This is a genomic window from Pseudoalteromonas sp. CST2, assembly GCF_028599385.1.
GTDB lineage: Bacteria > Pseudomonadota > Gammaproteobacteria > Enterobacterales > Alteromonadaceae > Pseudoalteromonas > Pseudoalteromonas atlantica.
On the sequence record NZ_JAQREO010000010.1, the window covers coordinates 1 to 25,521 of the forward strand.

Consider the following 25,521-nt stretch of genomic DNA (forward strand, 5'->3'; position numbering starts at 1 on the left):
ATATACAATGAAATGCGACCGCACTTAAGTTTGGATATGAAAACACCAAATCAAGTGCATAAAAAAGACCTGGCGCTTTCGCACCAAGTCTTTCATTAAAACCGTCAACCTATTTCAGGACGGGACATGTTGGTTACTTATCCAGTAACGTATTTATCTCATCAATGAGTGAATGTATACGTTCAGCATTTTTTCCTAAATCGCTTCGCCCCACGCGTGACTTACTGCGTATATCGACAAAGCGCTGGCTGCCTTCATCATTGATACGCACAACTACATCATCTTTAAAACCAAACCATGTGGTGGTATCCGTTGCTTCTACAATGCCCGTAGCCGCATTAACATTAACAAGCTCAAACCCTAAATTTTTAACCGCTTGCTCGGTAGCAGCCAATAAGTCTGTTTTTGATTGTGCATAATTTAGTGTTTTTAGCTCAGGGTAAGCTTTGCGTTGCTGCGTGGCTGTTTCTTCTCCTGCGTATTCAGCTGGGTTTTTAGCATCCGCTCGCAGCGGTACAATTGCCACAAATTTTGGCGGGTTAATTAAATCGGTCGAAATATCATGGATCGCGGGTACACTTTTAGCCTTGCTCATCATGCTCAGTGGCATTGCAATCGCGATGGCTGCAAACACCAATGCCATTAAAGTGCTGCCCATGCTAAGCGTTTTACGCATAAAAATAACCTGTATAACAAGCAGCACTAATGCAGCGCCACCCACATACACACCAAATCTAAACCCTGTAAACGCAGTACTTAGTTCAACAACGCCATACTTATATAAAGGCCCTGGCAGTAAAACGAGTAAAAAAGCGATTAAACTTACTAAGCTCACTAAAATTTTCATTATTATGATTCCTTTATCATGTGTGATCTTTAATTTTAAGTATTTGAAACCAGTACATTATACTGCCAAGCACTGGGTTTAGATTACAATTAACAGCTCACGCCACTGTATAGTGATAATTAAGTGCTTTAAATAATAAGCTTTGTTCAAAAACCTTAAAATAAGCTAATTAAAACAACTAAATAACGCATTTTTATTATCAAGCAGCGGCGCTTTAACCTTAAACTAACGTACCTAGGCTGGCGTGTCAGTATCATTACACAAAAAAGTCTAAGGTCGCGCTGTTAAAGTTACTTAAATTAGGAAAAATATCAACCAGCTCAGAAACAGGCACCCCAAACCACTGCGCTAATGTTGCAAAGTATTGCTCGTTAGCCACTTGCGGAATTAACCGCCCGCCACCGGTATCGTATTCGCCCTCTAATTGCTGAGTAAGTAACTGGCCATAAATAGAACGGCCTTTTACCGCGCCGCCCATTACTATTTGATTACCCGCCCAGCCATGGTCGGTGCCATCGCCGTTTGAGGTGAGCGTGCGGCCAAAGTCCGACATAGTAAACGTGGTGACTTTATCATTCATGTTTAGCTCTTTCATGGCACGGTTAAACTCGCTGAGCCCTTGAGCTAGCGTATTTAATAATGCAGGGTGCGCAGTAAGCTGATCATCGTGGGTGTCAAATCCCCCCATAGAGACAAAAAATACTTGGCGCTGTGTACTTAACGACGACTGCACACTAATAGCTTTGGCCACCGCGGCTAATTGCTCACTCAAGCTAGTATCGCTAAAGGTGGTAGTAAGCGCTGGGGCTTGTTCAAGTGCACTGTTCATCGTTTGCGTGTTGGTAATTGCGCTATTTAAGCCATTCGCATATTCACGCCCTAGTACATGGCTTGCATTACCTAGCAAGCGGTTCATTATGTTAGTAACGTGCTCAGTGCGGGGCTGATACCCACCAAAGGCGTTAATTGTGCTTATGCCACTTTTGTTAAGCGCAAAGGCACTGGTATTTGTGCCTGTTTGCCATAAATTAGTGCCATCGAGAGAGATATTTGCCGCAAACTGATCCTCTACAGCTAATCGCTCTAGCATACGTGCGCCCCACCCACTGTTTAAAGAGGCTTTTTCTCGGCCGTACATCCATGACGCTTGCTGATCGTTATGCGAAAATAAATGCTTAGGTAAAGGCACCGCGTTATTTTTGTAATCTGTTAATGTGGTGGGGGTAAGTAAAGTGCCTACGCCACCAACAAAGGCTAAATCATCCGACTCAAACACGCTCTGTAAAGGCGCAAGTGAGGGATGAATACCCACGCCACCTGCAAACTGCTGGGAAACACTTAACGCTAGCGGATTGTCTACTGCGAGGTTTTGCCGGCTTTGCTCGTATAAACTACGCTGCTCTCCCTCAAGGGGTAGCAACATATTCAGTGAGTCGTTTCCGCCGTATAAAAATACACACACTAGGGCTTTATAATCACCGAGTTCTGTTGCATTAGTTGCCCCCGTGAGTGCTTGTAGCTGCAAACTGGTTAAAGCGGCTGCTGATACCCCGCCTTTTAAACATAATGACAAAAAGTTTCTTCTATTTAGGCTCATTATGCGCTCCTAATACTGCACGTTAAATTCAGGTGAAATAGCAATCATGTATAACAAGTACGAAACCCTCACGCGGTACTGATCCTCATCAAAGTAGGCATCTAAATCAAGCAAAGCTTGTGTAGTGTCAGCGCTCATATTGCCGGCAAAATACAGGGTATTGTATTGCTCTATCAGTGCGCTAATGCCATTTTGCGCCAAGTAATCCATATCGCTTTGTACATAAACATAAATTCCTGCAGGGTTTAACTCGGTATGCGCTTCGGCTGTACTCCAAACCAAACTTGCAAATAAGGCATCCATTGTGCCTATTAAAGTCGCATCGTTGGCTATTTGTAATTCAGGCGCTACCAAACCTTGCGTGCGTAACGCCGCACTTTGGTAATCGGGTCTAAAAAAGTTAAATACAGAGCCCGACTGCATGGGGCCTTGCCCATAGCTATCGACTAAGTTCCACGTTTTATAATAACCTTGCTGCGACTTCGCATTAAGGTTTCGCCAAAACTGTACAGTTTTTAAAAGTGGTTCTTTAATTTTACCTTGATAGCTAAGTACACTGCCAAAATGGCGTGCTTCGTCATCTAAATAAATAGCTTTAACAACTGCGGCTAAATCGCCTCGCACACCGCTTCCATTATCGTTAAATACACGTGCAACGCGCTCTACATATTGCGCAGTAGGGTTTGAGGTAATTAACCGCTGAATAAGCTGCTTAGAAATAAACGGTGCTACGTTATCGTGATTAAATAAATTATCGAGGGCTATTTTTAGCGACTCCTCTGGCCCATAACCAGGCGGTATAACCTCATTATTTAATAGGACTTTTTCTCTATCCGAATGATATTCGCTGTAAGCTTGCATAGGGTTTATATAATCACGGCTTTTGCGTTTAAAGGTTTCGCTGCCGGCAAATGTCCAGCCGGTAAATACACGCGCAAACCCCTGTATTTGAGCCTGCCCGTAAGTTGCTATGCTATTACCGTTTGCATCTAGCTTAGCGGAGCCATCAAGGTTTAACTCATCTAGGCCAATGGTAAATAATTGCATAACCTCACGGGCGTAATTTTCATCTGGGCGAATATTAAGTGCCTCATCAGCTTTTTCGTTCCCTAAATGGCTGAGGTACGTGCCCATAATTGGCGAAAGCGTTACCTCTTCGAGTAACTCTCTAAAATTGCCAAACGCATGTTTAAGTAATAAATCGTAGTAAGTTACCATCCCCTCTGGTTGTGCACGTAAATCGCTATTTTCATCCGATACGACCAATATTTCACTCAGTGCAAATGCAACGCGTTGGCGTAGTTGATCGTCACTTTGTAGCACCGCTTTCCACCATGCATCTATTCGGCTTATATATTTAAAGTCTTCGTCATCTTCAAGTTTTACCAAGTAGTTTCGATGGTAGCTAACTGGCAGTGCTATTTGGCCATCGAGCCATTGTTGCTCACTTAAACCTTGAGCACTGTTTATTTCAGCAAGCGTTGGGCCCATGCTAGCTTGGTGTAATAACCTAGCGGCGCTGTGTATGTCCATGCTGTTTTTGGCTACAAATGTAACGGTTTGCGTGTTTGTTGCCCCTTCATTATCGGTGGCTGTTACGCTAAATGAATACGTTATAGGCTCATAACTTTGCGCAGCGGGTATAGTAAGGCGGGTACTTAACGCATCTAATGGTTCATTCAATAACGTGGTGCCCGCAGTTTGTTGCCAAACCACACTGCTTATTGAGCCGTCTTCATCGCTTGCTGTTGCAATTAGCTCAATGGTTTGGCCTTTAGTTAATTCGCTGGGTATGTTGGCAATCGATAAGGTAGGAATTTTATTTGAATTAACGGTGGGCGTGTCATCGCCGCCTGAGCCACCACAGGCGCTTAGCAATAAAGCACAACTTGCTAATAAAACTGATTTGTAATGCATGTTAAATCGTCATCGTAAATTAAAGAAGGTACGCGTGTATGTACCGAGTTTGATACGATTATTGAAACACAAAATTTACAATTTAACCTTTTATTTTTTGTAACCGAGCGCTATTTAGCTGTTTTGTCGTTAATATTAACCTCAATAATGGGCTTTTTTTTATTAAAAACGTTCACCTTATTAGCGGCTTTAGCCACACGTTGCCAAGGCGTTTGTAGGTTCTCGTAAATTGGCCGCCAATACGCATCCATTACACTGTTGTGCCCCCGGTCGTTATTGCCAACCCCCACGGTAATTTTACCTACTTGATGCGCTTTTATCAGCGTGCCACAGGCTCTATCCCAAATGGCTAACGCTGAGCCTAAGTTACGGTCAAAATGTTTTGGGTTATCGCTGTGATGAATTTGGTGCTGAGCTGGGCTAATTAACCAATTTTCTATTTTTTTACCAAAGCTCCACCACACATGTGAGTGGCGTAAATTAGCGCCTAAAGCATTAAAGGCAAATACAAATACATTAGCCCCCAAAATATCTAACATTGATAAATTTCGGCCAAAGCAATACACACAAACGCCCACTACAAAACCTTGGGCTAACGCCATTCGACAGGCATATAAATAGCTTTCAAACGGGTGGCTGCGATAAATGGTCATTGGGGTGAGCACTAACGCACTATGATGTACCTTGTGAAAATGCCACAAAAACGGCACTTTATGCAGTGCTAAATGTAATAAAAACCGTGTTAAATCATCAAATATAAACAATAAAACGGTAAAAATAATTAACACCACAGTACTTGGCAGCTGCCATACTGCGCGCTCACCAAAAAGCCATTGCAGGGCATCACTTACGCCAATAGCAACAGGCACCATAGTTAACACTATAGGCACCCACAGCGCGGCTTTAAGTAAGCGGTTTATAATTAATAATTGGTAGTCGAGCTTGGCACTTTTACTCAGCCAAATACGCTTACTAAATAAATAGCGCCCCAGCCCACGCCACGTGCGCTTTTTTTGCTGCGCACGGCCCGAGAAATACAGCAACATTGCAATCACTAACGCCGCAATGCTATAGCCAATAAAAATACGTTTATTGGCATCAAACAAATAATTTGGCGTTTGAAGAAGCGTTTGCCATATAGTCTCGAGCATAACTTACCTCTTAAAATTGATATTTGTAACCCACGGCTACGCTACGCGGTTTACCCGGGCGCGCGCCATATGGGCGACGACTAACAATGTTATCTTGGTCAAACAGATTATCTACCTTAGCGTAAATATGACCATATTGATCAAGCTCGTAGCGCGCAGCAATATCTAGTACTGTTGTAGCGGGTACATCGACACCTGCTAACGGTAATGAAAAATCATTCCCTGTGGTGTTACCAAGCTCACCAGCGGTATAAGCTACGCCAGCGGCCTCTGGCATTTCTGAGGTGTATTTTATTAATACATCAACCGACCAATCGTTATGTGCAAGGCCTAAGCTCAGCGCAGCTTGATGATTAGGCAAGTACGGTAAATGATCGCCCGGGCGAATATGCCCCCACTGCGTAAATTCGCTAAATAGCTCTTCTTTAAACTCACTTTGCGTGTAGGTGTAAGTTAAGCGTACCGGCACATCAATGTGCTTATTTAATGCGTAAGTGTGTGCAAATTGAGACTCAACGCCCCATACATCCACTTCCCCACCACTAAATTCGCGGTCAATTTCGTTTTCGATTCCACAATTTGACTGGCCACAGCTTTCTACTAAGTTTGAATAATCATTAAAAAAGCTCACTACTTCCACTTGGCTGTTACCGTTGTTGTAACGGCCACCAAATTCATAGTTTACGCTTTTTTCAAACTCTTCATCTCCTTCACGTACAGGGCTAGATGGGCTTGAGGGCACAAACCCTTGGTGTACACCAAAAAGTAACCCTGCATTGGCCGATAATTGGTAAAAGCCACTTAAACCAGGTAACCAAATACGGCTCGATTTATCTTGCCAATCGTTTGCTTGTCCAGGGGCGTCATTTTGATACGACATATCCATTAACTCGCCGCGCACGCCTAAACCAAGAGTTAGCTTATCGAAGGTTACTTTGTCTTCAATATATAACGACCACGCATCGGTAGATTCGGTATTTTGTGTGGTAAATACACTCGCGGTGTCTGTACGGGTGTTAACCGCGTTAACCATGGCGTATGTGTCTTCAAAATGATCGCGCTCTATTTCATCTTGATGAAAACGCACCCCGAATGAGAGTGAGTGCTCTAGCCCAAACGCAGCGACTTGCCAATCACCATCAAACTGTATGCCCTGCGAGAAAAAGGCTCTGTCGTTAGTTCCCATGGTTAAAAACACATTGCTTTCACCACTTTGAACCGAATCGGCTTGGCCACTAATAACGCTATATTCACGCTCAAAGCGTGTTGGGTCTGCCAAAATATCCGACAAACTACCACTGCTGTTAGTAACCGCGTTGAGTTTAAGCCACGCACGTTCAAAATCGTTGCGATAGGCGCGGGTTGTAAGGGCAAAATTGTCGCTGCTAAGTTGGTGGGTAAACATCACTTGCGTATGCTTAGTATCCATATTTGCAGGGCCGCTGGCGGCATAACGGCGATACGGTGTTTGCTGGTAATCTTCTTCGGTTAACCCAAGGTAGGTTTCGTTAGAAAGCTCATCTGAATAGGCCAGCTTTAACTCAAAGCGTTGTTTATACTGCTCGCTATTAAGTGTGTAATCTAATTTAACTAATAGATCGTCTTTTTCAAAGCCAGTGTCTTGCCCGCCATCAAGCTCTTTAAAACCGTCACTTTCTAGGTGAACGCCTTCAACTAAAAAGCCAAACTGCCCTTGGCGGTTACCATAATACGCGTGCGCTTTTTTATAGCCATCGGAGCCTGCTGAAATATCAAGCATACCGCTGGCATCATCAGGTACTTGACGCGAAACTAAATTAAGCGTACCCGCCACCGTTTGCGGGCCATAATGTATGGCTGCTGGGCCTTTAAACACTTCAACTGCGGTCATGCGTGTAGTAAGCGGAAAATAATAAGCCGCCGGTGCCGAATACGGCGCAGGGCCAATTAAAACACCGTCTTCTAAAATGGTTATTTTTTTACTACGCTCAGGGGTTACGCCCCTAAAACCAATGTTAGGCCTTAGCCCAAAGCCATCTTCTTCGCGTATGTTTACCCCAGGCACCTGCGATAAAATACGATGAATATCATCAAACTCAAATTGTTCAAGTTGTGCTTCGCCAATTAAAGTTGCCGAGCCTGCTTCGGTGCGCAATTTATCGTTATGGCTAATAATTTGAATATGTTCTAATTCGTTTTTTTGCTCTGCCACTGCTTGGCAACTTACGGCCATAAGCAATGCAATTGTAAGTTTATTGTATTTCATTGTCGCCCTTAGTCGTTATCGCCTGCAGAGGTGGTAGGTAGCTCAAGTGCTAGCTCATTAATAAAGTCATTTTTTAGCTCATCGGTCAGCACTTTCACTTGCCCATGTACATCACGTACCTGTTGCTCGTTATCAATTAGCAAATCGGCCAGCGAGCTATCAATGCTATTTAAAGTGGCTTTAAGGGTTGCTATTCCTTCAACTAAACGTGTTTTAGTAGCCTGTGCTTGCTCTGCATCTAAAAAGTCATCAAAGCCAGTGCCTGCTTGCTCAGCGTCTAAATTACCCATAATTAACGCTTCAAACGCCACTAAGTTATTACGAATATTATCTAAAGAGCTTTTTGCATCTAGGCTTTCTACATCTTCAGGGCACGCCGATGCGCCACACGAATTTGAAAAAATACCAATCGGCTCTGCTAATTTTTTATCTTTTACTATTGTGTCGATATAAAACAGTGCATCGCTAATATGATTAAGTGCTTCGTGAGTTGTGCTAAAGCGAGAGCCACTTTGGCCGGTATTTTTTAATTCGTTAGCAAAACCGCTATCCCCTTGCCAAGCTTGTAATAACTGCGCTGACGAACTTAAAACATCTTCACTTGCCACCACAGCAAACTCACAACGAGCCTGACGACGCGCTAAATCTGTACGGTTATTCCAATCTGCAAGGGCGTCATTTGCCACACTACAGTGATGCGCTAACTGCTCGTTAAACAACACATGCCCAATTGCAAACAGGCCACGGCGTGTTGCTGTTCTTTCGCTAATGGCATACGGGCGATTTTGATCTTGGTTAATAACACCGTCTTGGTTATACACCACGTCTTGGTCTATCCCACAGCGGCTAAAAGTAGGCCATGAATATATTTGGTTACGTAACTGCCCTGCGTTATCAAGAAGCGGCCCCATTTGCATCATTTCGGCTTGTTGCCAACCCGCCATGGTATCTAGCCAGGCTTGTTGTGCTTGAGCACGCAGCGCAATGGCCTCTTCTGAGCTTTCTTGTACGCTTTGTATTTCAGCTTGGCAGTAATTTGCAACGGCCTGTGTTTGTGTTTGTGCTTGTTGATTAAATAAAACAAACGTCGGTGTTATTACATTATCGACTAAGTTAGCAACGAGTTGTGCTTCATCAAACTCTGTAACCGCAGGCGTCGTAGTTTGCCCGCTATCACTACTTTGAAAATCACTGCCTGTGCTACTTGAGCTACTTTCACCACACCCACTAAGGGTTAGTACAGTAGCTGCAACCACAACCCCTTTTTTTGCATAATTGATCATTATTTCAACCCTAAAAACTTTGAAAATTAAACGGCAAAAGGCCAGCCCGTGGGCTGACCTTCCTTGGTGCTAAAACGGGTGGTTATTACCAGTTTTCAACGTTTTGAGCATCAAAGCCGTAAACTTCCTGCATCAAATCACGTGCCTCTACTAACTGCGCTTTGTATGCATCTGTTAGCAGTGGCGCTTCACCGAGCAATGTATGTAGCTCGGCAAATTTACCTGCGTTATCGTCGCTGTAAAAAGGTGAAAATGGGTTAAATTGAAAGTTCAGTGCAAAGCCTTTCATTTCACTAAAGTGTTTAGCTAAATTAGCAAAATCGTCAGCACTTGCCTCTGTACCTTGTACTGTATCAATGTCGGCTAGTGTGTCGTTGATGTAATGTACAACGGTGGCTGCAATTGCGTTTTCCCAGTTGGCTACTGCAATATCACGTTGTGCTAATAACTGCGTTTTTTGATCATCAGTTAATGCACTTGGTGCAGCATCGTTAATAATTTTACGACCCGCAATAAACGCCGTCATTGCTGCGCTGCTAAAGTCAGTTGCTACTACCGCGCCTTTATCACGTTTAGCTGCATTGGTAGAGTTACCCCAATTGTATTCACTCGCTAAGTCAATTTTGCCATCGCCATCAATATCAGCGCTTGCGCTACCATCAGCAATAGCCTCGTCGCTAAATTCTAAATAATGACGAGCAGCGCCAAAGTAACCAAAACCTTCATCGTATTGATGCTCTAAAGTACTGTAAGTACCATCGGCTGCTGCATCGGTGTTATCTTCATCAAGCCCTTCGTCTAGGTAATCGTCAGTGCCTTGCGAGAACATTAACGCACCTAGCGTGTGCTTTTGAATAAGCTGGTTTAAATCAAGGCCACTTGTTGTGATGTATGCCGCAGTAATGTCATTACCGTTTACATCCTCAGACTGCGTACCGCTTGCAATTGCATCTACATTGGCGGCAATTAAATCAAAGTAATGAAAAATAAGCCCTTCTGGCGTTTTTGCTTGAGTGCCGAAGTCGCTCCAGCCTTCAAATGTACCTTCTGTTAGCCAGTCTTCTTCCATTTTAGACGCATCGTTACCGGCAATTTTACCTGTTAAGGTTTTGCCTGAACTCGAAATTTCTGCAAACGACTGTTGCAACGTAGTTGCGCCATCAATAAACAAAAAGCTGTTATCTTTTACGGCTTCATAATCGCTCCAATAAGCCATTAACTGCGCTTTAACGGCATCGCCTGTTAAGCCTTCGCTTTCAATGTAATCAACACTTAATAAGCTTATGTAGGCTTTAATTTGCGCCGAAAGTGCATGGCGAGCCACTTGGCCTGTGTAACTTACCGCAGAATTACTAGCATTAACTGTTGAGGCAAATTCGTAAACGTTTACGCCATCTTGCGCTTCAATATCAGTTACAGATACGCTCAGTGTTTGTGTAAAACTTAAATCGCCAGCATCGGTTGCAGTAACTGTTACATCAACTGTTTCTACTTGCTCAGCATTAAGCGCTAACGTGCTTTTAAGCGTTAGCTCATTGCTGTCATTAATTTCAAAATACTGTTCATCATCAGAAAGTGTAAATACCATGCCTGTTGCATCGTCATCGGTTGCACTTAAAGTACCGACTACTGCGCCTACTACATCTTCTGTTACAGCCGCTGTAGATAAGCTAATAGCGGTAGGTGCCGAATTAGTCACTGTTGGAGTGGTTGGTGTTTCGGTGCTATCGCTGGAGCTTGAGCCGCCACACGCAGTTAGACCCATAGTTGCAGTAATTACTGCACTAGCAAGGAGAGATTTACGCAAATTCATGTTGAATCCTAATATTGTATGTGAATCATTCTTATTTGTAATAGCGACTATTCTAATTACAAATACCTAACAATCAACCTAAATGTTTCTTTTTTGTTTTATTTTTAAAATAGTTTTAGTTTTTAGAACAAAGGGAGTTCGGCAAAAATACTATTTAACATAGCTAAACAACACGTAAATTGCTTAGCAAAACATTCGCTGTACAAAGCTAATCTACTTATTAAAGTAATTAACTATCAAAAACTTATAACAATGCTTGGTTTGTACTAGATAAGTATTTTTAGAAAGGAACACCGCACCTTAAAGCAAAATGCGAACATTACGTAAAAATAAAATCACATTAACTTTTTAGATATAAAAGCTATTTGTAATAATTATTATTTATTTTAAAAACGCATCACTTATAGCGTTTAAGTGTGGTTTTTTGCTCCACTTACTGTTTTAGAGGCTTATATCAGCGTATTGATTAAAGGTATACTAGGGCGTGTTGACCTTGGCGGATAGAAATTTGTTCAATCTAGGGGCGATTAAATCGCGGCGCGTGGTTTGTAACTTAGTAGGCTCGATAACGGCTCCTGCGTTATTTTAATGACTTACATCCATGTAAGAATAAGTAAAAACCAATAAACAAGAGTTTATCACCCTAGAAAGAACCCAACGGGCAGCCCATGTTTGGCTTTTATGCTGCGTTATCGCCTATTCATGGTGAATAACCAAGTTACATAGGCTTTGCCTTGCCTTAAAACCAAACATACGGCTGCAAATTCAACCATTAAAAATCAACACACCCAAGAGATTATGAGAGGTGGTAATGCATTAAATAGTGTCATTTTACTACTCACTTTTAGCTAAGCCATACAATAACAGAGCCTTTTTATGAAAACAGAAATTCGCTACCGCTTTGAAACCTCGCAAGTTGCTAACCGCTTTGTGCATGTACTAAAAGATTGGCCCGTAAACCAAGTTAAAACTCGCCTATTTAATGGCGGCGACAGTGTAAAAGTCACTTACGAGTATGATGAAAGCGGGTTTGATTACACCTCTGCCGAGCTAGATGATTTAGCAGAGCAGCACGGTGGTAAAGAAGTTTAAGCACTTAACAACAAAAAGCTATTACAGCCCAATTAGCCATTAGCTTTGCTTTAATGGCTAGCGCGTTTTATCACTTTACGTTTTATTCGTGATATTTACGGATCATCGCCACTTTACCGTTTTCAACTTCTATTACTTCCATCATTACTGATGTGTACTCGATTGGCTGCTTACTTTGCGGATGAATGCCCTTAGCGTGGTTTTTATAACGAATCGCAAAACCGCTATCGTTAAATATAAAAGTATTGAGTAGCTCACTTTCATAGTGGGTATGCGCGCCTAAGTAAAAGCTCATGCCTTTGCGCATTAGTTTTTTGCCATCGGCAGTGCGAGAGTCATCTACTTGATACGGTATGTGCTGGCTGCCTACATCGTCTGTTAATAAATTAAGGTAGGCTTCAAGCTCTTTTTCACTTGCGTTAGGCGCTTGCGTGGCGGTCATTGTGTTGTAGTAATGCTGTGCAAATTTGTTTAAGTCCAGCGCCTCTTCAGCATTAACCGAAAAGGTACTCACTAATAGCAAAGCTAATGTAAATAGTCGTTTCATCACTTCTTCCTTGTAGTTAAAAGTATTGATTTATTTATAGGTACACTATATTCACATGTTCAAAAATAAAACAAATACTTTTAAGTTAATAAACCTACATTTTGCTTTTTACTCTATTGGTTGCCACGCTGTTGGCTGGATCGTCGGGCCAAAAATGCTTGGGGTAACGTCCTTTCATTTCTTTTTGTACATCGCGATAACTACTAGCCCAAAAGTGCGCAAGATCTTGCGTAAGCTGTAATGAACGCTTACCTGGCGAGAGTAATTCCATAAGCAGAGGCAGCTTGCCATTTGCAAGCATTGGCGTACTTGTTAAGCCATACACTTCTTGCATGCGCACGCTAAGTTTTGCGGGGCCATCTAGCTGGTAATTAATTTTTATATTTGAGCCACTCGGTACCGTTAACCTAAGCGGTAACAGCGTTTTTAGGGCTGTTTGCTGTGTCCAGTCAAAACAATTTTGCAGTGCTTCAAAGTAGTTAAACTTTTTAAGCTGCTCCAGCGTTTTTATATCCTGTAAATATACGCCTAACCAATCATCAGCTGTTTCGATAAGTTGCTGCTCGCTTATGGCCGGGAACGTATCTGGCATAAACTGACTGGCTAAACTCATGCGTATTAAAAACTGCTGCGCATCGGGTTGTTCATTAAATAATGCAAAACCATGCTTGGTAAATAAATTAAGCCACGCTTTAGCGCGCTCGGTTTTATCAAGCTTTTGCTTACTTGGTTGGCTTGTAAGCGTAATAGCGCCGAGCTTTACTTCGTCTTGATGGATAAAGCGCGCGGTTTTTTCATCAAACTCACAGCGGGTAAGCGTAGTAAACAAATGCGGTAAGTAATCTTGTAGCTCAAATGGGCTAAGTGCGGTGGCGGCAAAAATACGCGTGCCTTTATGGCCGCCCATACTTGCAATAGCAAGGTAGTCATCGTTATGCCAGTAATCGGTGTTTAAATCAGCGCCCGCACCATTGGCAAGTAAGTAGCCATTGCCGCGTTTTTTTGCAATGCGATCGGGGTAAGCTAATGCCACTAGCAAACCTAAATACTCGGTGTTTAGCTCGCTGTTACTGTCGGTTACTTTTAAACGGCTTTGCCAGTATTTTAACTGCTGTTTAAATACTGGGTGTGGCCTTTGCTGTTGGCTATGTAGCGCCAAGCTTAGCTCGTTGGCGCTGTTTATTCGGCTCTCAAGCAGCGCCACTAAATAAAGTGCTAAGCGATAAATACCAGGGAGTTCTGCCTCAAGCGCTTGCGCTTTTAAAAGCATATGCGCTAAACGAATATCCGCCCCAAAACCCAGCATGTTGCTGCCCAATTTAGTGAGCTTACCTTTAGAGTCGATGGCTTCAAGCATGGTTAATAAGTTTGCCGCTTGCGTGCATTGCTGCGCTGTTGGCGTATCAAGCAAGGTGAGTTCGCTAATATTTGCGCCCCACTGTTTTGCCTCCAGCATAAGTTGGCTTATGTCTGAGGTGAGTATTTCCGGGCTATCGTGGCTATTACGTCGCTCAAATGTTTGCTTTGAGCCAAGCCTGTAAACAACCCCTGGCTCTATTCGCCCTGCACGCCCCGCTCGCTGCACAGCAGAGGAGCGCGATATACTTTGTGTTGTAAGCTCAGTTACGCCAGTTTTTAAGTTAAACGTTGCGGCACGGCGTTTGCCGCTATCAATAACAATACGAATGCCTTCAATGGTTAAACTGGTTTCGGCTACATTGGTGGTAAGCACAATTTTGCGCATACCTTTAGGCGCAGGGGCAATCGCCGCTTGCTGATTGGCTTTATCTTGCTCGCCAAATAATGTGGCAACTAAGCAGTTACTTGGTAAATCATTAAGGGCCTGCTGCACACGTACTATTTCAAACTGCCCAGGCAAAAACACCAACGCACTACCGCTTTGCTCGTTTAGTGCTTGTTTTATTAAAGAGGGAATAGCATCTAACCAGCGGCTCTCATCTTTTATTGGTATGTATACTTCGTCTATGGGGTAACTACGCCCGCTTGATTGTATAACCGGGCAATCAAAAAACTGCGTATAGCGCTCGGTATCAAGGGTGGCCGACATAAGTAGTATAGTTAAATCATCACGCAGCGCACTTTGGGTCTCTAAAGCAAAGGCCAGTGAAGTGTCGGCCGCAATTGAGCGTTCATGAAATTCATCAAATATCAGTAAGTCTATATCGCTTAATTCGGGGTCGTTTTGTAGCATGCGAGTAAGCATACCCTCGGTGACTATTTCAAGGCGCGTATTACTGCTTACTTTACTCTCGCCGCGTACTCGCAAACCAACACTCTGCCCCACTTTTTCGTTTTGGCACTGTGCTAAGTAATTGGCAATATTACGTGCTGCTAAGCGGCGCGGCTCAAGCATTACAATACGTTTAAAATGGCCGTCGCGCATAAGCTGTAGCGGCAACCAGGTTGACTTACCTGCACCAGGCGGTGCTTGTAATAACGTTATGGGGTTACTTTGTAATGTAGTTAGAAGTTGTTGATATATGTTTTGAACCGGCAGCACTGCTATTTATCCAAAATTGCTTTGTGTGCATTGTAACAAAAACCAATAATAAACGCGCCGCAAAAGCAGATGAGTTTACGCGTATCCATAATCAGAAATAATTACAGACCGCTCTGTACATTTTTTAAGAACATACGTGTTGCAATAAAAGTAACGCTTCGCTTAAATATATAAATAAATGATTATAAACACAAAATAAAAAGTTTAACTGATTGGTACACGCTTTGCTCCTTTTATACTGAACGTTAATTAAAGCTAAGTAAGGAGATACTTATGAACAACGATCGTATGAAAGGTAATTGGAACGAGCTTAAAGGTAAGGCGCAACAAAAATGGGGCGATCTTACTGACGACGATTTAGACAAAATTGAAGGTAGCCGTACAGAGCTAGTGGGTAAAATCCAGCAGCAGTATGGTAAATCTAAAGAAGAAGCAGAGCGCGAAGTAGACGAGTTTGAAAGAACTCACTAATCGCTAACTTCTAAAAAAACCGCCATTTGGCGGTTTTTTTGTTTAACGGCTAAAAAAGGACGTTATTTACGCTTTTAATTGGTTACCTATAGGCAGTTGCCTAATACGCTTACCGCAAGCGGCAAAAATAGCGTTACATAGCGCAGGGGCGTAAACCGGCGTTGCGGGCTCGCCTACACCTGCTGGTGGCGCATCGCTTTGTATTATTTCTACTTCTACCTCTAGTGGTGAATCGCTCATACGCGGTACGCGGTAATCATGAAAATTACTTTGCTGCACGCGGCCTTTATCAAAGGTAATACCGTCGCTAATTGCAGTGGTAATACCGTAAATAGAGCCACCTTGGGTTTGGTTTTTAACGGTATCGGTGTTTACAACCGTACCTGCATCAATAGCTACCCACGATTTAATCACGTTTAAATCACCAGCATCCGATACCTCTACCTCAACCACAGTAGCCACATAGGTTAAAAAGCTGCGGTGCGCTGCAATACCTAACCCGCGACCTTTTGGCAGCTTTCGGCCCCATTTGCTTATATCGGCTACTTTTTCAATAACATGGCGTAATTTACCAATATCTAATGGGTAAACATCTTTATCGCCGCCATAGTTATCGTACGAGGCATTTTGCTCGGTTACATCTAAAATGCGATCAGGGCCTATGGCTTCAAGTAAATAGTCTTTTTGGTCGCGCCCTGCTTTATGCGCAGCTTCAGCAATAAATGACTGAATAGCAAAAGCATGAAAAATATTTGATACCGAACGCATCCAACCTACTCTTGTTTTAGCGGGTGCTTCGCCGTTTTCTAACTTTAAGTTAGGTGAGTTTATGGGGTTATCGGTAAAGCCCAAGCGCAGCTCAAAACCTGCAGGCGACGTTGCCCCTTCTTGAAAGGTCGACATAATTGGCGAAAACGCCGTACGGTGTAAGTAAGCCTCAATATTACCTTTTTCATCTAGTGAAGCTTCAATATGTTGAGCCGATACCGCATGATAAAAACTGTGCTGAATATCATCCTCTCGCGTCCACTGTACGCGTATAGGTTGTCCTACTTTCATTGAAATGTAGGCAGCTTCTGCTGAAAAATCAGGTTTTGATTTACGCCCAAAACCGCCACCTAACATGGTGACATGCACGTTAATTTGGCTCTCTTGCATACCAAGTAACGCAGCTACGGTTTTCATATCAGCTTGCGGGTTTTGCGTTGCAGCCCAAATATCTACCCTGTCTTTATTGTACATTGCAGTGGCGCAAGGTGGCTCCATAGGTGCTTGAGCCAAATGCGGCGCGTAATAGTCGGCTACTAACTTATTGCTCGATTTAGCCAATACACTTGCTGCATCGCCTTTTTCGCGTACATGCGCTTGCGGCTCATTAACGGTTTGTAATAACGACTTTTTAAAGCTCTCTGAATTATAATCGCCGTTTTTACCATCATCCCACACTACTTTTAGTGCTTTACGCGCCTGCCATGCAGCCCAGGTATTTTTAGCAACAATTGCAATACCGCCTTTTGGCTGAAATTGCGGCGCACCTTTTGGTACAGGCATTTCAATAACATCAACTACGCCATTAATTGCTTTAGCGGCGCTGGCATCAAACGATTTAACCACACCACCTACTACCGGCGGGCGCTCAATCATAGCCACCAGCGCCTTTGGTTCGCGAACATCAGCAGCAAATGTGGCTTTACCGGTTACTAAATCGGTTAAATCTATGTGCGCCATACCGGTATTTATATAACGCCATTCTTTACGTGTTTTAAGTGTTAACTTGTCAGGCTCTGGCGGGGTAATACCAAGCGCGAGGTCAATTAAGTCTTTATAGGCAAGCGTTTTACCCGAGCTGTGGGTAACCACGTGCTGATTAGCTGTACAGGTTTGCGGCTCAACGTTCCAATATTTAGCAGCTGCGTGCTGCATCATGTAGCGAACACTTGCGCCCATTTCGCACAGGCGTTGCATGTTGTAGCGAATACTGCGCGAACCATCGGTATTTTGATCCCCATATTTAGGGTCGCCCTTACCTTGAATAACAACCACTTTATCCCATGCAGCTTCCATTTCGTCTGCCACAATTTGGGCAATGGCGGTACGAATTTGTTGGCCCATTTCAGAGCGGTGGCAGGTTATTTCAACCATGCCATCGGGGCGCAGCGCTATAAATAAGTTGGCACGTTTTGCTTGCTCAGACGGTTGTTCTAACACGCCTGCAAACGCTTTTGGTGCACTGCCTACAAAATAAGTGCCTAATACTAATGCGCCTATTGCGCTGGTTTTTAAAAATTGGCGACGGTTTAGGTCAAAGTACGTATTGTCGTTTTTCATACCTCTTCCCCTTGTTCATTTGGGTCAAAATACTCAACGCCCGCAATGGTTTTAGCCGCCGACTTAATCGCTTTATGAATACGCGGATACGTACCACAACGGCAAATATTGCCCGACATATTACTCACTATTTCATCATCAGTGGGGTTGGGGTTAGCGGCTAATAAGCTTGCCGCTAGCATTATTTGACCGCACTGACAAAACCCGCACTGCGGCACTTTATGCTCAACCCAGGCTTTTTGTACGGGGTGGTCGCCTTGCTCGCTTAACCCTTCAATAGAGGTAATAGCACGCCCTGCCACAGCCGATACCGGTAAAATGCACGAGCGCTGCGCTACGCCATCAATATGTATGGTGCACGCACCACATTGCGCCATACCACAGCCAAACTTAGGCCCGGTTAAATTTAATTCATCTCGAAGATACCAAAGCACCGGCGTTGACGGATCGCCTGTAAACTCATGTTTATTACCATTAACGGTAAGCGTGATCATATTTAACTCCTTGGCAAAGCGCTTTAAAGGAATGCCTTGTTGCGCGAGAACGGTTTGAATAATTGCTACTTTTTTAGCCTACCACTTAGAATTGGTTTATTGAAATTTTTATCGGCGAAACGCCAACCTATAGCTGTTATTAAGTGGCAGCTTTATTGGATAGAGATAAGAAGGGTTTACTGATTCTACTTAGTACTTATAACTGGCTCATTTAATAGCTGCTCATCATTTTTATATACTTCAAGCCAACCAGGTGGCGATGTATCGCAACCAATTACAGTAACGTGTAATACGTAACTATAGCGTCCGTTTATAAACGTATAGTGGTGATTGCCGCCGCTACCCTCAAAGGTAATATCACCGTTAAATAAAACCATATCAGGCTTGTCCTTTGGCCTTTTATCACTACTCCACACTGCATAACGGTAATTTCTATCACCTAAATCATCAACGCGAATATGGTAGCTAGCCGTTTTCCAATCCAGCACTGGCTCTTCAAATGTATTAATACTTGAATGAAGTGATTGCTTATCTTGTTCAATTAAGCGTTTAGCAAATGCCTGCTCTTTAGCTGTGTGGCTATTTATACCGATAATTGTACCGTTAGTATCTACCCACATCACGCCGTTATTTAGCATAATGCCACGCCAACCAACTTTATCCCAATCGGTATTAATATTAGAGCTGCCAATAATAGTAACAAGCTCATCGTCAAACACTTCATCAAAGCGATTAATAAACTCAGCTTCATTTTTAATGTCGGGCAATGGATATTGCCTTTTTAAAGGGTAGCGAATATGCTCAGCAATCACAGTTTTATCCTGCGCTTTAAAAGCAGCAATAACAGGTAAAACACTCTCGTGATACTTCTGCTCAAGCGCAAATGTGTTCGATGTGAAAAATAGGGATAATAACACCACTACGTGGTTTATAAACTTCATTGTAGTCCTCTAATAAAGCTTTCAGAAATAGAACAGTCTGGGTAAATACGTCTACACCAATTTTGGGATAAAATCATAAAATTGATAATTCCTGGATATGCTAAAGATGAACCTCTTTAATATAAAAAAGTAATTAATTCATAACAATACCTGTATTCTGGCTCGTTGATTTCATTCTCACTTGATTACCTTAAATAAAATAACTATCTGCTGTTTAATAGGCTTAAGCAAATTAAGTAATTATCTAAGTTTTAGCACCTGTGATTTGGCTGTTTGATGTTAATCTAAAATAAAATTAACCACTATTTAAATCTGTATTTATATTAATGTGTAATGTTTTTTCCGACATTACTAAATGCGACTTAATGAATAAAAGTGAACAAGACATGGAATGGCTTAATAATAAAAAGTTGGAAATAAAACAAAATCATCATTATGTATGGGCCAATTATATGAAGCATTGGTCTACTAACGGCCGAAACATATATTACACTAAGAAAAAAGGTGGCATAGCTCAAGACAGCATAAAGAGTGTGGCTGTGGAAAAACATTTCTATCGTGTGAATATGCTAACTGAAGAACACGTTTACTTAATTAAAACACTCATAGCTATGAGTAATGATATTGAATTAAAAAAGCACCATGAAAAAGCCCTTAAAAGCTATTTAGACACACAAGAGATATATAAACACTATACGTCTTTGGGTGTTAATAGTGAATATGGTGATAAGTTATTTAATGCTGCTAAAAACAACTCAATAGAAAATATGCACTCCCAACTTGAACGCGATGCTTCAAGTGTTTCAAATGAACTTAGAGGTTTAAATGTAAGTACTTTAAGAAAGATTGATAAAATGACACCTTTCTTATTATTTTTAGGGCATCAATTGACTAGAACTAAAGCTTTTAAAGAAAGCTTTATTAAATCTTTTGCTAAGAATTGCGGCCCTCAGATAGCTGAATTAATAGAGGAAAGTTGGTGGTTCATTTCTTTTCTATATGGTAATAATTTAGGTAAAAGCTTATGTATTAATAGAGATTACTGCTATCAATCAATTTTAGAAAATAATACCAGTACCCCGTTTATTACAGCTGACGCACCTGTAATAAACATTCACCCTAAAATCAATATGGGTACACCACCATTAAAACAAGAAACAGATTATTTTTACCCGTTATCGCCTACTAAAGCATATTTTATAGGTTGGTCAGATAGGTTTGTAAATGGCACAAACTTAGTTAACGAGTCATTTGTAAAAGAAGTTAATACTAAAATGGCTGAGGGTGCCCATTATCATATTATTTCAAACAAGGCAGAAATATTAAAACCATACGAGTATTTAATCGGTAGGAAACGGAAATATCGAAATTAGCTCTTGCTAACTTTTCGTGATCAGAAAGATCTCACTTTAAAAAACGAGCCACATAGGCTCGTTCTTGTTTTACTGATAGCTGACAGCTATAAACTGACCGCTGCTCTTTTACTCCGGCTCATACCCCAAATTAGGCGACAGCCATCTTTCAGCCTCTTCGAGCGTCATATTAGTTCGCTTGGCGTAATCTTCTACCTGATCCTTTTGAATAGATGCTACGGCGTAGTATTTTGCCTCTGGGTGTGAGAAATACCAGCCCGAAACCGCAGCCCCTGGCCACATGGCGTATGAGCTGGTGAGCTGCATGCCAATTCGTTTTTCGGTATCGAGTAACTGCCAAATTTTCTTTTTCTCGGTGTGCTCTGGGCACGCTGGGTAACCAGGCGCTGGGCGAATACCTTGGTAGTTTTCGCGAATTAGCTCATCGTTACTTAAGTTTTCATCGGCTGCGTAACCCCAATACTCTTTACGCACTTGTTCGTGCAAGTATTCTGCAAACGCTTCTGCGAGCCTGTCGGCAACCGCTTTTACCATTATTTTATTGTAGTCGTCTTGCTTGGCATCGAACGCGCCGGCTAGGTCGTCTTCTTCTAAACCACCCGTTACGGCAAACGCACCAAAGTAATCAGGTGTGCCTTTTGGCGCAATGTAGTCAGCCAAACAATAGTTAGCAAAGTCGGTTTTTTCGGTTTGCTGGCGTAAATGGCATGAGGTAGTTAACAGCTCTTTGCGGGTTTCGTCGGTGTAAATTTCTATGTCATCACCCACGCGGTTTGCAGGGAATAAACCAATTACACCTAAAGGTTGCAAAGCACCTGACTTTTCAAGGTCATCGAGCATGTCGTTAGCGTCTTTAAATAAGCTGCGTGCTTGCTCGCCCACTACTTCGTCATCCATTATGCGCGGGTATTTACCAGCGATTGACCACGTCATAAAGTACGGGGTCCAATCTATGTATTTACGTAAAGTCGCAATTGATACATTTTTAAATTCGGTCACGCCCAGCTTTTTAGGCACCGGTGGCGTGTAGTTATCCCAATCAAGCTTGGCTGCGTTATCGCGGGCGCGCTGTATGGTAACGGGTTTTGAACGTGGCTTTTTGCGCGCTTGTTGCTCGCGTACTTTTTCGTACTCGGCTTTAGTTTTTTCTAAAAAGGCCGGTTTTAGCTCTTTAGATAATAAGCTTGATACCACGCCCACTGCACGGCTGGCGTTATTTACGTACACTACGCCTTTATCGTACTGCGGCTCAATTTTAACGGCAGTATGCGCTTTAGAGGTCGTTGCGCCGCCAATCATAAGTGGTAGCTCAAAACCTCGGCGGGTCATTTCTTTGGCTACGTGTACCATTTCATCAAGCGATGGGGTAATTAAACCTGAAAGGCCGATTATGTCGGCTTTTTCGTCAATCGCGGTTTGCAGTATTTTTTCGGCAGGTACCATTACGCCTAAGTCGATTACTTCGTAGTTATTACATTGCAGTACTACGCCTACAATGTTTTTACCTATGTCGTGCACGTCGCCTTTTACGGTGGCCATAACTACTTTACCGTTAGTGGCACCTTCTTCTTTTTCGGCTTCTATGAATGGGTCTAGGTAGGCCACTGCTCGCTTCATTACGCGGGCCGATTTAACAACTTGCGGTAAAAACATTTTACCTGCGCCAAATAAATCCCCTACCACGTTCATGCCATCCATTAATGGCCCTTCAATTACGTGAATAGGTTTATCGGCGGCAGCGCGGCACTCTTCCGTGTCTTCATCTATAAAAGTAGTAATGCCTTTCACAAGAGCGTGCTCTAGGCGTTTTTCAACAGGCCATGTACGCCACTCTAAATCTTCTACGCGTTCGGCTTGTGCCATACCCGAAAACTTAGGGGCTATTTCTACAAGGCGCTCACCTGCACCGGGGTCAGTGTTAAGAATTACATCTTCTACGGCTTTGCGAAGTTCCTCGGGGATGTCGTCGTAAACCGCAAGCTGGCCTGCGTTTACAATACCCATATCCATACCCGCTTTTATCGCATGGTATAAAAACACCGAGTGAATCGCTTCACGTACGGGGTTATTACCTCTAAACGAAAACGAGACATTAGACACCCCGCCCGACACTTTACAGTGCGGTAAGTTTTGCTTAATGCGGCGTGTGCCTTCAATAAATTCTACGGCGTAGTTGTCGTGCTCTTCTATACCGGTGGCTACGGCAAATATATTAGGGTCGAATATTATATCTTCCGGCGGAAAACCAATCTCTTCGACTAATATTTTGTAGCTGCGCTCACAGATTTCGTATTTGCGGTCTGCGGTGTCGGCTTGGCCGTCGGTATCAAACGCCATTACAACAGCGGCGGCGCCAAAACGTTTAATAATTTTAGCTTGGCGTTTAAACGGCTCCTCCCCTTCTTTAAGCGATATTGAGTTAACAATAGCCTTGCCTTGAATACATTTAAGGCCTGCTTCTATTACTTCCCATTTAGAGGAGTCGACCATAATGGGCACTTTAGAAATATCGGGCTCTGAGGCAATTAAGTTTAAAAACTTAACCATGGCCGCTTTTGAGTCCAACATGGCTTCGTCCATGTTTATATCAATAACTTGGGCGCCGTTTTCTACTTGCTCGCGGGCAACATTCAGGGCGGTCTCGTAATCTTCTTCCATGATTAAGCGTTTAAACATGGCAGAGCCGGTTACGTTGGTACGCTCGCCAACATTGGTAAATACTGCAATTTGCTGGGTCATGTTGGCTCCTAGTTTAAGTTACAGGCTTCAAGGCCTGATAAACGCATGCGAACATCAAGCTCTGGCAATGCGCGAGGCTTTACCCCTTCAAGCCCTTTGGCAAACGCACGAATATGCGCAGGCGTGGTGCCACAGCAACCACCAACAATATTTATAAAGCCCGATTTGCCCCAATCTATAATCTCTTTCGCCATGTCCTCTGCTTCTAGGTCGTACTCACCAAATTCGTTAGGTAAACCGGCATTTGGGTGTACTGAGGTAAATGTTTCGCATACGCGCGAAAGCTCCTCTACGTATTGGCGAAGTAAATCGGGGCCAAGGGCGCAGTTAAGGCCTATAGAAAGCGGCTTAATATGGCGAATAGAATTATAAAATGCTTCGGTTGTTTGCCCCGAAAGCGTACGCCCAGAGGCATCGGTAATTGTGCCCGAGATCATTACGGGTAATGTACGCCCTGCTTGCTCAAACGCTTCTTCTACTGCGAATGAGGCCGCTTTTGCATTTAGGGTGTCGAAAATGGTTTCGATAAGTATTAAATCAGCGCCGCCTTCCATTAATGCAAGGGTAGACTCAACATAGGCTGTAACTAGCTTATCAAACGTTACGTTACGATAACCTGGGTCGTTTACATCTGGCGAGATAGAACAGGTTTTAGATGTTGGCCCTAACACACCCGCTACATAGCGAGGTTTTTCTGGATTTTTAGCGGTGAACTCGTCACATATTGCGCGTGCGAGTTTGGCCGACTCTAAGTTTACCTCACGGCTTATGCTTGCCATGTCGTAATCTTCCATCGAAATGGTGGTTGAGTTAAAGGTATTGGTTTCAATAATGTCTGCACCGGCGGCTAAAAAGCTGCGATGTATATCGGTTATTAACTCAGGTTTTGTAAGGCTTAATAAATCGTTATTGCCTTTTATTAGTACGTGCCAGTCTTTAAAGCGCTCGCCTCGGTAGTCTTCTTCTTCAAGCTTGTGAGTTTGGATCATGGTACCCATGGCACCATCTAAAATTAAAATACGCTCTTTTAATGCAGCGCTTAATTCGCTGTGTTTATTATTGTTTTGCACGTTATTCGGCATAGTTGTTAGTCCTCACATCTTGGCTAACTAAATTAATATCATAAGGGGTCGTTTGGTACACGTAGTAATTTAACCAGTTCGAAAACAGTAAAAAGGCATGGCTTTGCCACGTTTTTGACGGCTTTTTGCTTGCATCGTTATCTGGAAAATAGTTTTCGGGTTTTGGCGCATCAGGACTTTTTTGTAAATCGCGCTCGTACTCTGCTTTTAATGTGTCGGCATCGTATTCTGGGTGGCCGGTTATAAACACTTGGCTGCCCGACTTATTTTTCATTAAGTAAGCGCCTACTTTTTCAGAGCCTGCCAGCACGACTATATCGTCGCAGGCATTTATTTTATTTATATCTATGTGGCCATAACGTGAGTGCGGCACTAAAAAGGTGTCGTCGAAGCCACGAGTAAGTGCCCCGTGATCAAAGTAACACTGGTGAGTAAACACACCACAAAGTTTATCTTCTTTTAAATCGCGTTTTAAATTGTAACGATGATACAACGCGGCATGCGCCGCCCAGCACGAAAACAGCGTAGAGGTAACGTGCTGCTCTGCCCAATCAATAATCACTTTTAGCTCATCCCAGTACGCAACATCGTCGTATTCAAGGTGTGCGAGTGGCGCGCCGGTAACAATTAACGCATCGTAGTTATTGTCTTTCACTTCTGAAAAATAACGGTAAAAGGTATCTAGGTGCTCTTCTGAGTTGCTACTGCTACGGTGCGTATCTAGGCGTAATAGCTCTACATTTACTTGCAAAGGAGAATTGGCAAGCAAACGAATAAACTGCACTTCGGTTTCTACTTTATTAGGCATTAAATTTAAAATAGCCAAACGCATAGGACGAATTTCTTGCGTTTTTGCGCGACTTTTTGGCATTACAAACACGTTTTCTTCACGTAAACGGGCAATAGCCGGTAGCTCGTCTTTCACTGTAATTGGCATATTTTTTACTCCTACTCATAAAAACCGAGAATTTATACGCTCTCATTATGAACAGTATGCTAAAAATATCAACCTCTAGATGTATAGATGTCTAAATGAAATTTATTCATGATTTTATACTTTATCAACCTGCAGCCATTAGC

At 42.8% G+C, this 25,521-nt stretch carries 18 protein-coding genes; 3 read left to right on the top strand and 15 right to left on the bottom strand.

From position 1 onward, the window contains the following. Positions 1-133: 133 nt before the first annotated feature. The 7 genes from PSH41_RS13240 to PSH41_RS13270 form a co-directional block, all read right to left on the bottom strand. On the bottom strand, positions 134-847 hold the full coding sequence (locus tag PSH41_RS13240) for a DUF1499 domain-containing protein (RefSeq protein WP_096042084.1): 714 nt from the start codon (positions 845-847) through the stop codon (positions 134-136). 256 nt (positions 848-1,103) lie between these two features. Beyond that, positions 1,104-2,444, bottom strand: a complete 1,341-nt coding sequence (locus tag PSH41_RS13245; protein ID WP_273589319.1) for a DUF1501 domain-containing protein — start codon at positions 2,442-2,444, stop codon at positions 1,104-1,106. A gap of 9 nt (positions 2,445-2,453) precedes the next feature. Further along, positions 2,454-4,361, bottom strand: coding sequence for a DUF1800 domain-containing protein (locus tag PSH41_RS13250; protein ID WP_273589318.1), 1,908 nt, complete (start codon positions 4,359-4,361; stop codon positions 2,454-2,456). Between the two features lie 110 nt (positions 4,362-4,471). Continuing rightward, positions 4,472-5,512 (bottom strand): sterol desaturase family protein, encoded by a 1,041-nt coding sequence (locus PSH41_RS13255; protein WP_095206724.1) that lies wholly within the window; start codon positions 5,510-5,512, stop codon positions 4,472-4,474. 10 nt (positions 5,513-5,522) lie between these two features. Next, positions 5,523-7,757, bottom strand: coding sequence for a TonB-dependent receptor family protein (locus PSH41_RS13260; protein ID WP_273589317.1), 2,235 nt, complete (start codon positions 7,755-7,757; stop codon positions 5,523-5,525). Positions 7,758-7,765: 8 nt separating this feature from the next. Further along, entirely contained in the window at positions 7,766-9,040 is a 1,275-nt protein-coding gene (locus PSH41_RS13265) for an imelysin family protein (protein ID WP_055252969.1), read from the bottom strand. A gap of 85 nt (positions 9,041-9,125) precedes the next feature. Further along, a complete protein-coding gene (locus PSH41_RS13270) occupies positions 9,126-10,853 on the bottom strand; it encodes a DUF4856 domain-containing protein (RefSeq protein WP_273589316.1) in 1,728 nt (575 codons plus the stop codon). A gap of 876 nt (positions 10,854-11,729) precedes the next feature. Here PSH41_RS13270 and PSH41_RS13275 point away from each other — a divergent pair. Continuing rightward, entirely contained in the window at positions 11,730-11,945 is a 216-nt protein-coding gene (locus PSH41_RS13275; RefSeq protein WP_004587424.1) for a hypothetical protein, read from the top strand. Positions 11,946-12,027: 82 nt separating this feature from the next. Here the strand turns inward: PSH41_RS13275 and PSH41_RS13280 are convergent, their stop codons facing one another. Together PSH41_RS13280 and hrpB are read right to left on the bottom strand one after the other, a co-directional pair. Beyond that, positions 12,028-12,492, bottom strand: a complete 465-nt coding sequence (locus tag PSH41_RS13280) for a nuclear transport factor 2 family protein (RefSeq protein WP_273589315.1) — start codon at positions 12,490-12,492, stop codon at positions 12,028-12,030. A 94-nt stretch (positions 12,493-12,586) separates the two neighbouring features. Beyond that, positions 12,587-15,013 (bottom strand): ATP-dependent helicase HrpB, encoded by a 2,427-nt coding sequence (gene hrpB / locus PSH41_RS13285; RefSeq protein WP_273589314.1) that lies wholly within the window; start codon positions 15,011-15,013, stop codon positions 12,587-12,589. Positions 15,014-15,286: 273 nt separating this feature from the next. Here hrpB and PSH41_RS13290 point away from each other — a divergent pair, with 273 nt between their 5' ends. Then, positions 15,287-15,484: a CsbD family protein gene (locus tag PSH41_RS13290; RefSeq protein ID WP_138611140.1), complete on the top strand. Its 198-nt coding sequence runs from the start codon at positions 15,287-15,289 to the stop codon at positions 15,482-15,484. 66 nt (positions 15,485-15,550) lie between these two features. Here the strand turns inward: PSH41_RS13290 and PSH41_RS13295 are convergent, their stop codons facing one another. The 3 genes from PSH41_RS13295 to PSH41_RS13305 all read right to left on the bottom strand — a co-directional run bounded on the left by PSH41_RS13295 (position 15,551) and on the right by PSH41_RS13305 (position 19,247). Then, the gene (locus PSH41_RS13295; protein WP_273589313.1) at positions 15,551-17,812 is read right to left on the bottom strand and encodes a xanthine dehydrogenase family protein molybdopterin-binding subunit; all 2,262 of its coding nucleotides are present in this window, start codon (positions 17,810-17,812) and stop codon (positions 15,551-15,553) included. Beyond that, the gene (locus tag PSH41_RS13300; RefSeq protein ID WP_273589312.1) at positions 17,809-18,306 is read right to left on the bottom strand and encodes a (2Fe-2S)-binding protein; all 498 of its coding nucleotides are present in this window, start codon (positions 18,304-18,306) and stop codon (positions 17,809-17,811) included. The genes PSH41_RS13295 and PSH41_RS13300 overlap by 4 nt, the downstream gene beginning before the upstream one ends. A 185-nt stretch (positions 18,307-18,491) precedes the next feature. Further along, positions 18,492-19,247 carry a hypothetical protein gene (locus tag PSH41_RS13305; protein WP_273589311.1) on the bottom strand — a complete coding sequence of 252 codons (756 nt, stop codon included), beginning with the start codon at positions 19,245-19,247 and terminating at the stop codon, positions 18,492-18,494. A 365-nt stretch (positions 19,248-19,612) separates the two neighbouring features. On the opposite strand from PSH41_RS13305, the gene PSH41_RS13310 reads away from it, so the two are divergent. Continuing rightward, entirely contained in the window at positions 19,613-20,620 is a 1,008-nt protein-coding gene (locus PSH41_RS13310; RefSeq protein ID WP_273589310.1) for a DUF4238 domain-containing protein, read from the top strand. Positions 20,621-20,728: 108 nt separating this feature from the next. Here PSH41_RS13310 and metH read toward each other — a convergent pair whose 3' ends face one another. From metH to metA, 3 genes are read right to left on the bottom strand one after another with little or no spacing between them, the layout of a single operon-like run. Further along, a complete protein-coding gene (gene metH, locus PSH41_RS13315) occupies positions 20,729-23,359 on the bottom strand; it encodes a methionine synthase (protein WP_273589308.1) in 2,631 nt (876 codons plus the stop codon). Between the two features lie 8 nt (positions 23,360-23,367). After that, the gene (locus PSH41_RS13320) at positions 23,368-24,441 is read right to left on the bottom strand and encodes a homocysteine S-methyltransferase family protein (protein ID WP_273589306.1); all 1,074 of its coding nucleotides are present in this window, start codon (positions 24,439-24,441) and stop codon (positions 23,368-23,370) included. After that, positions 24,431-25,378, bottom strand: a complete 948-nt coding sequence (metA, locus tag PSH41_RS13325) for a homoserine O-acetyltransferase MetA (RefSeq protein ID WP_004587433.1) — start codon at positions 25,376-25,378, stop codon at positions 24,431-24,433. Before metA ends, PSH41_RS13320 begins: the two co-directional genes overlap by 11 nt. Positions 25,379-25,521 lie beyond the last annotated feature (143 nt).

Coding starts and splice junctions, on each gene's coding strand:
- PSH41_RS13260 (WP_273589317.1), bottom strand. CDS start 7,757: ATGAAATACAATAAACTTACAATTGCATTGCTTATGGCCGTAAGTTGC.
- PSH41_RS13310 (WP_273589310.1), top strand. CDS start 19,613: ATGAATAAAAGTGAACAAGACATGGAATGGCTTAATAATAAAAAGTTG.
- metA (WP_004587433.1), bottom strand. CDS start 25,378: ATGCCAATTACAGTGAAAGACGAGCTACCGGCTATTGCCCGTTTACGT.
- PSH41_RS13240 (WP_096042084.1), bottom strand. CDS start 847: ATGAAAATTTTAGTGAGCTTAGTAAGTTTAATCGCTTTTTTACTCGTT.
- PSH41_RS13280 (WP_273589315.1), bottom strand. CDS start 12,492: ATGAAACGACTATTTACATTAGCTTTGCTATTAGTGAGTACCTTTTCG.
- metH (WP_273589308.1), bottom strand. CDS start 23,359: ATGACCCAGCAAATTGCAGTATTTACCAATGTTGGCGAGCGTACCAAC.
- PSH41_RS13265 (WP_055252969.1), bottom strand. CDS start 9,040: ATGATCAATTATGCAAAAAAAGGGGTTGTGGTTGCAGCTACTGTACTA.
- PSH41_RS13245 (WP_273589319.1), bottom strand. CDS start 2,444: ATGAGCCTAAATAGAAGAAACTTTTTGTCATTATGTTTAAAAGGCGGG.
- PSH41_RS13320 (WP_273589306.1), bottom strand. CDS start 24,441: ATGCCGAATAACGTGCAAAACAATAATAAACACAGCGAATTAAGCGCT.
- PSH41_RS13275 (WP_004587424.1), top strand. CDS start 11,730: ATGAAAACAGAAATTCGCTACCGCTTTGAAACCTCGCAAGTTGCTAAC.
- PSH41_RS13255 (WP_095206724.1), bottom strand. CDS start 5,512: ATGCTCGAGACTATATGGCAAACGCTTCTTCAAACGCCAAATTATTTG.
- PSH41_RS13300 (WP_273589312.1), bottom strand. CDS start 18,306: ATGATCACGCTTACCGTTAATGGTAATAAACATGAGTTTACAGGCGAT.
- PSH41_RS13305 (WP_273589311.1), bottom strand. CDS start 19,247: ATGAAGTTTATAAACCACGTAGTGGTGTTATTATCCCTATTTTTCACA.
- PSH41_RS13295 (WP_273589313.1), bottom strand. CDS start 17,812: ATGAAAAACGACAATACGTACTTTGACCTAAACCGTCGCCAATTTTTA.
- PSH41_RS13250 (WP_273589318.1), bottom strand. CDS start 4,361: ATGCATTACAAATCAGTTTTATTAGCAAGTTGTGCTTTATTGCTAAGC.
- PSH41_RS13270 (WP_273589316.1), bottom strand. CDS start 10,853: ATGAATTTGCGTAAATCTCTCCTTGCTAGTGCAGTAATTACTGCAACT.
- PSH41_RS13290 (WP_138611140.1), top strand. CDS start 15,287: ATGAACAACGATCGTATGAAAGGTAATTGGAACGAGCTTAAAGGTAAG.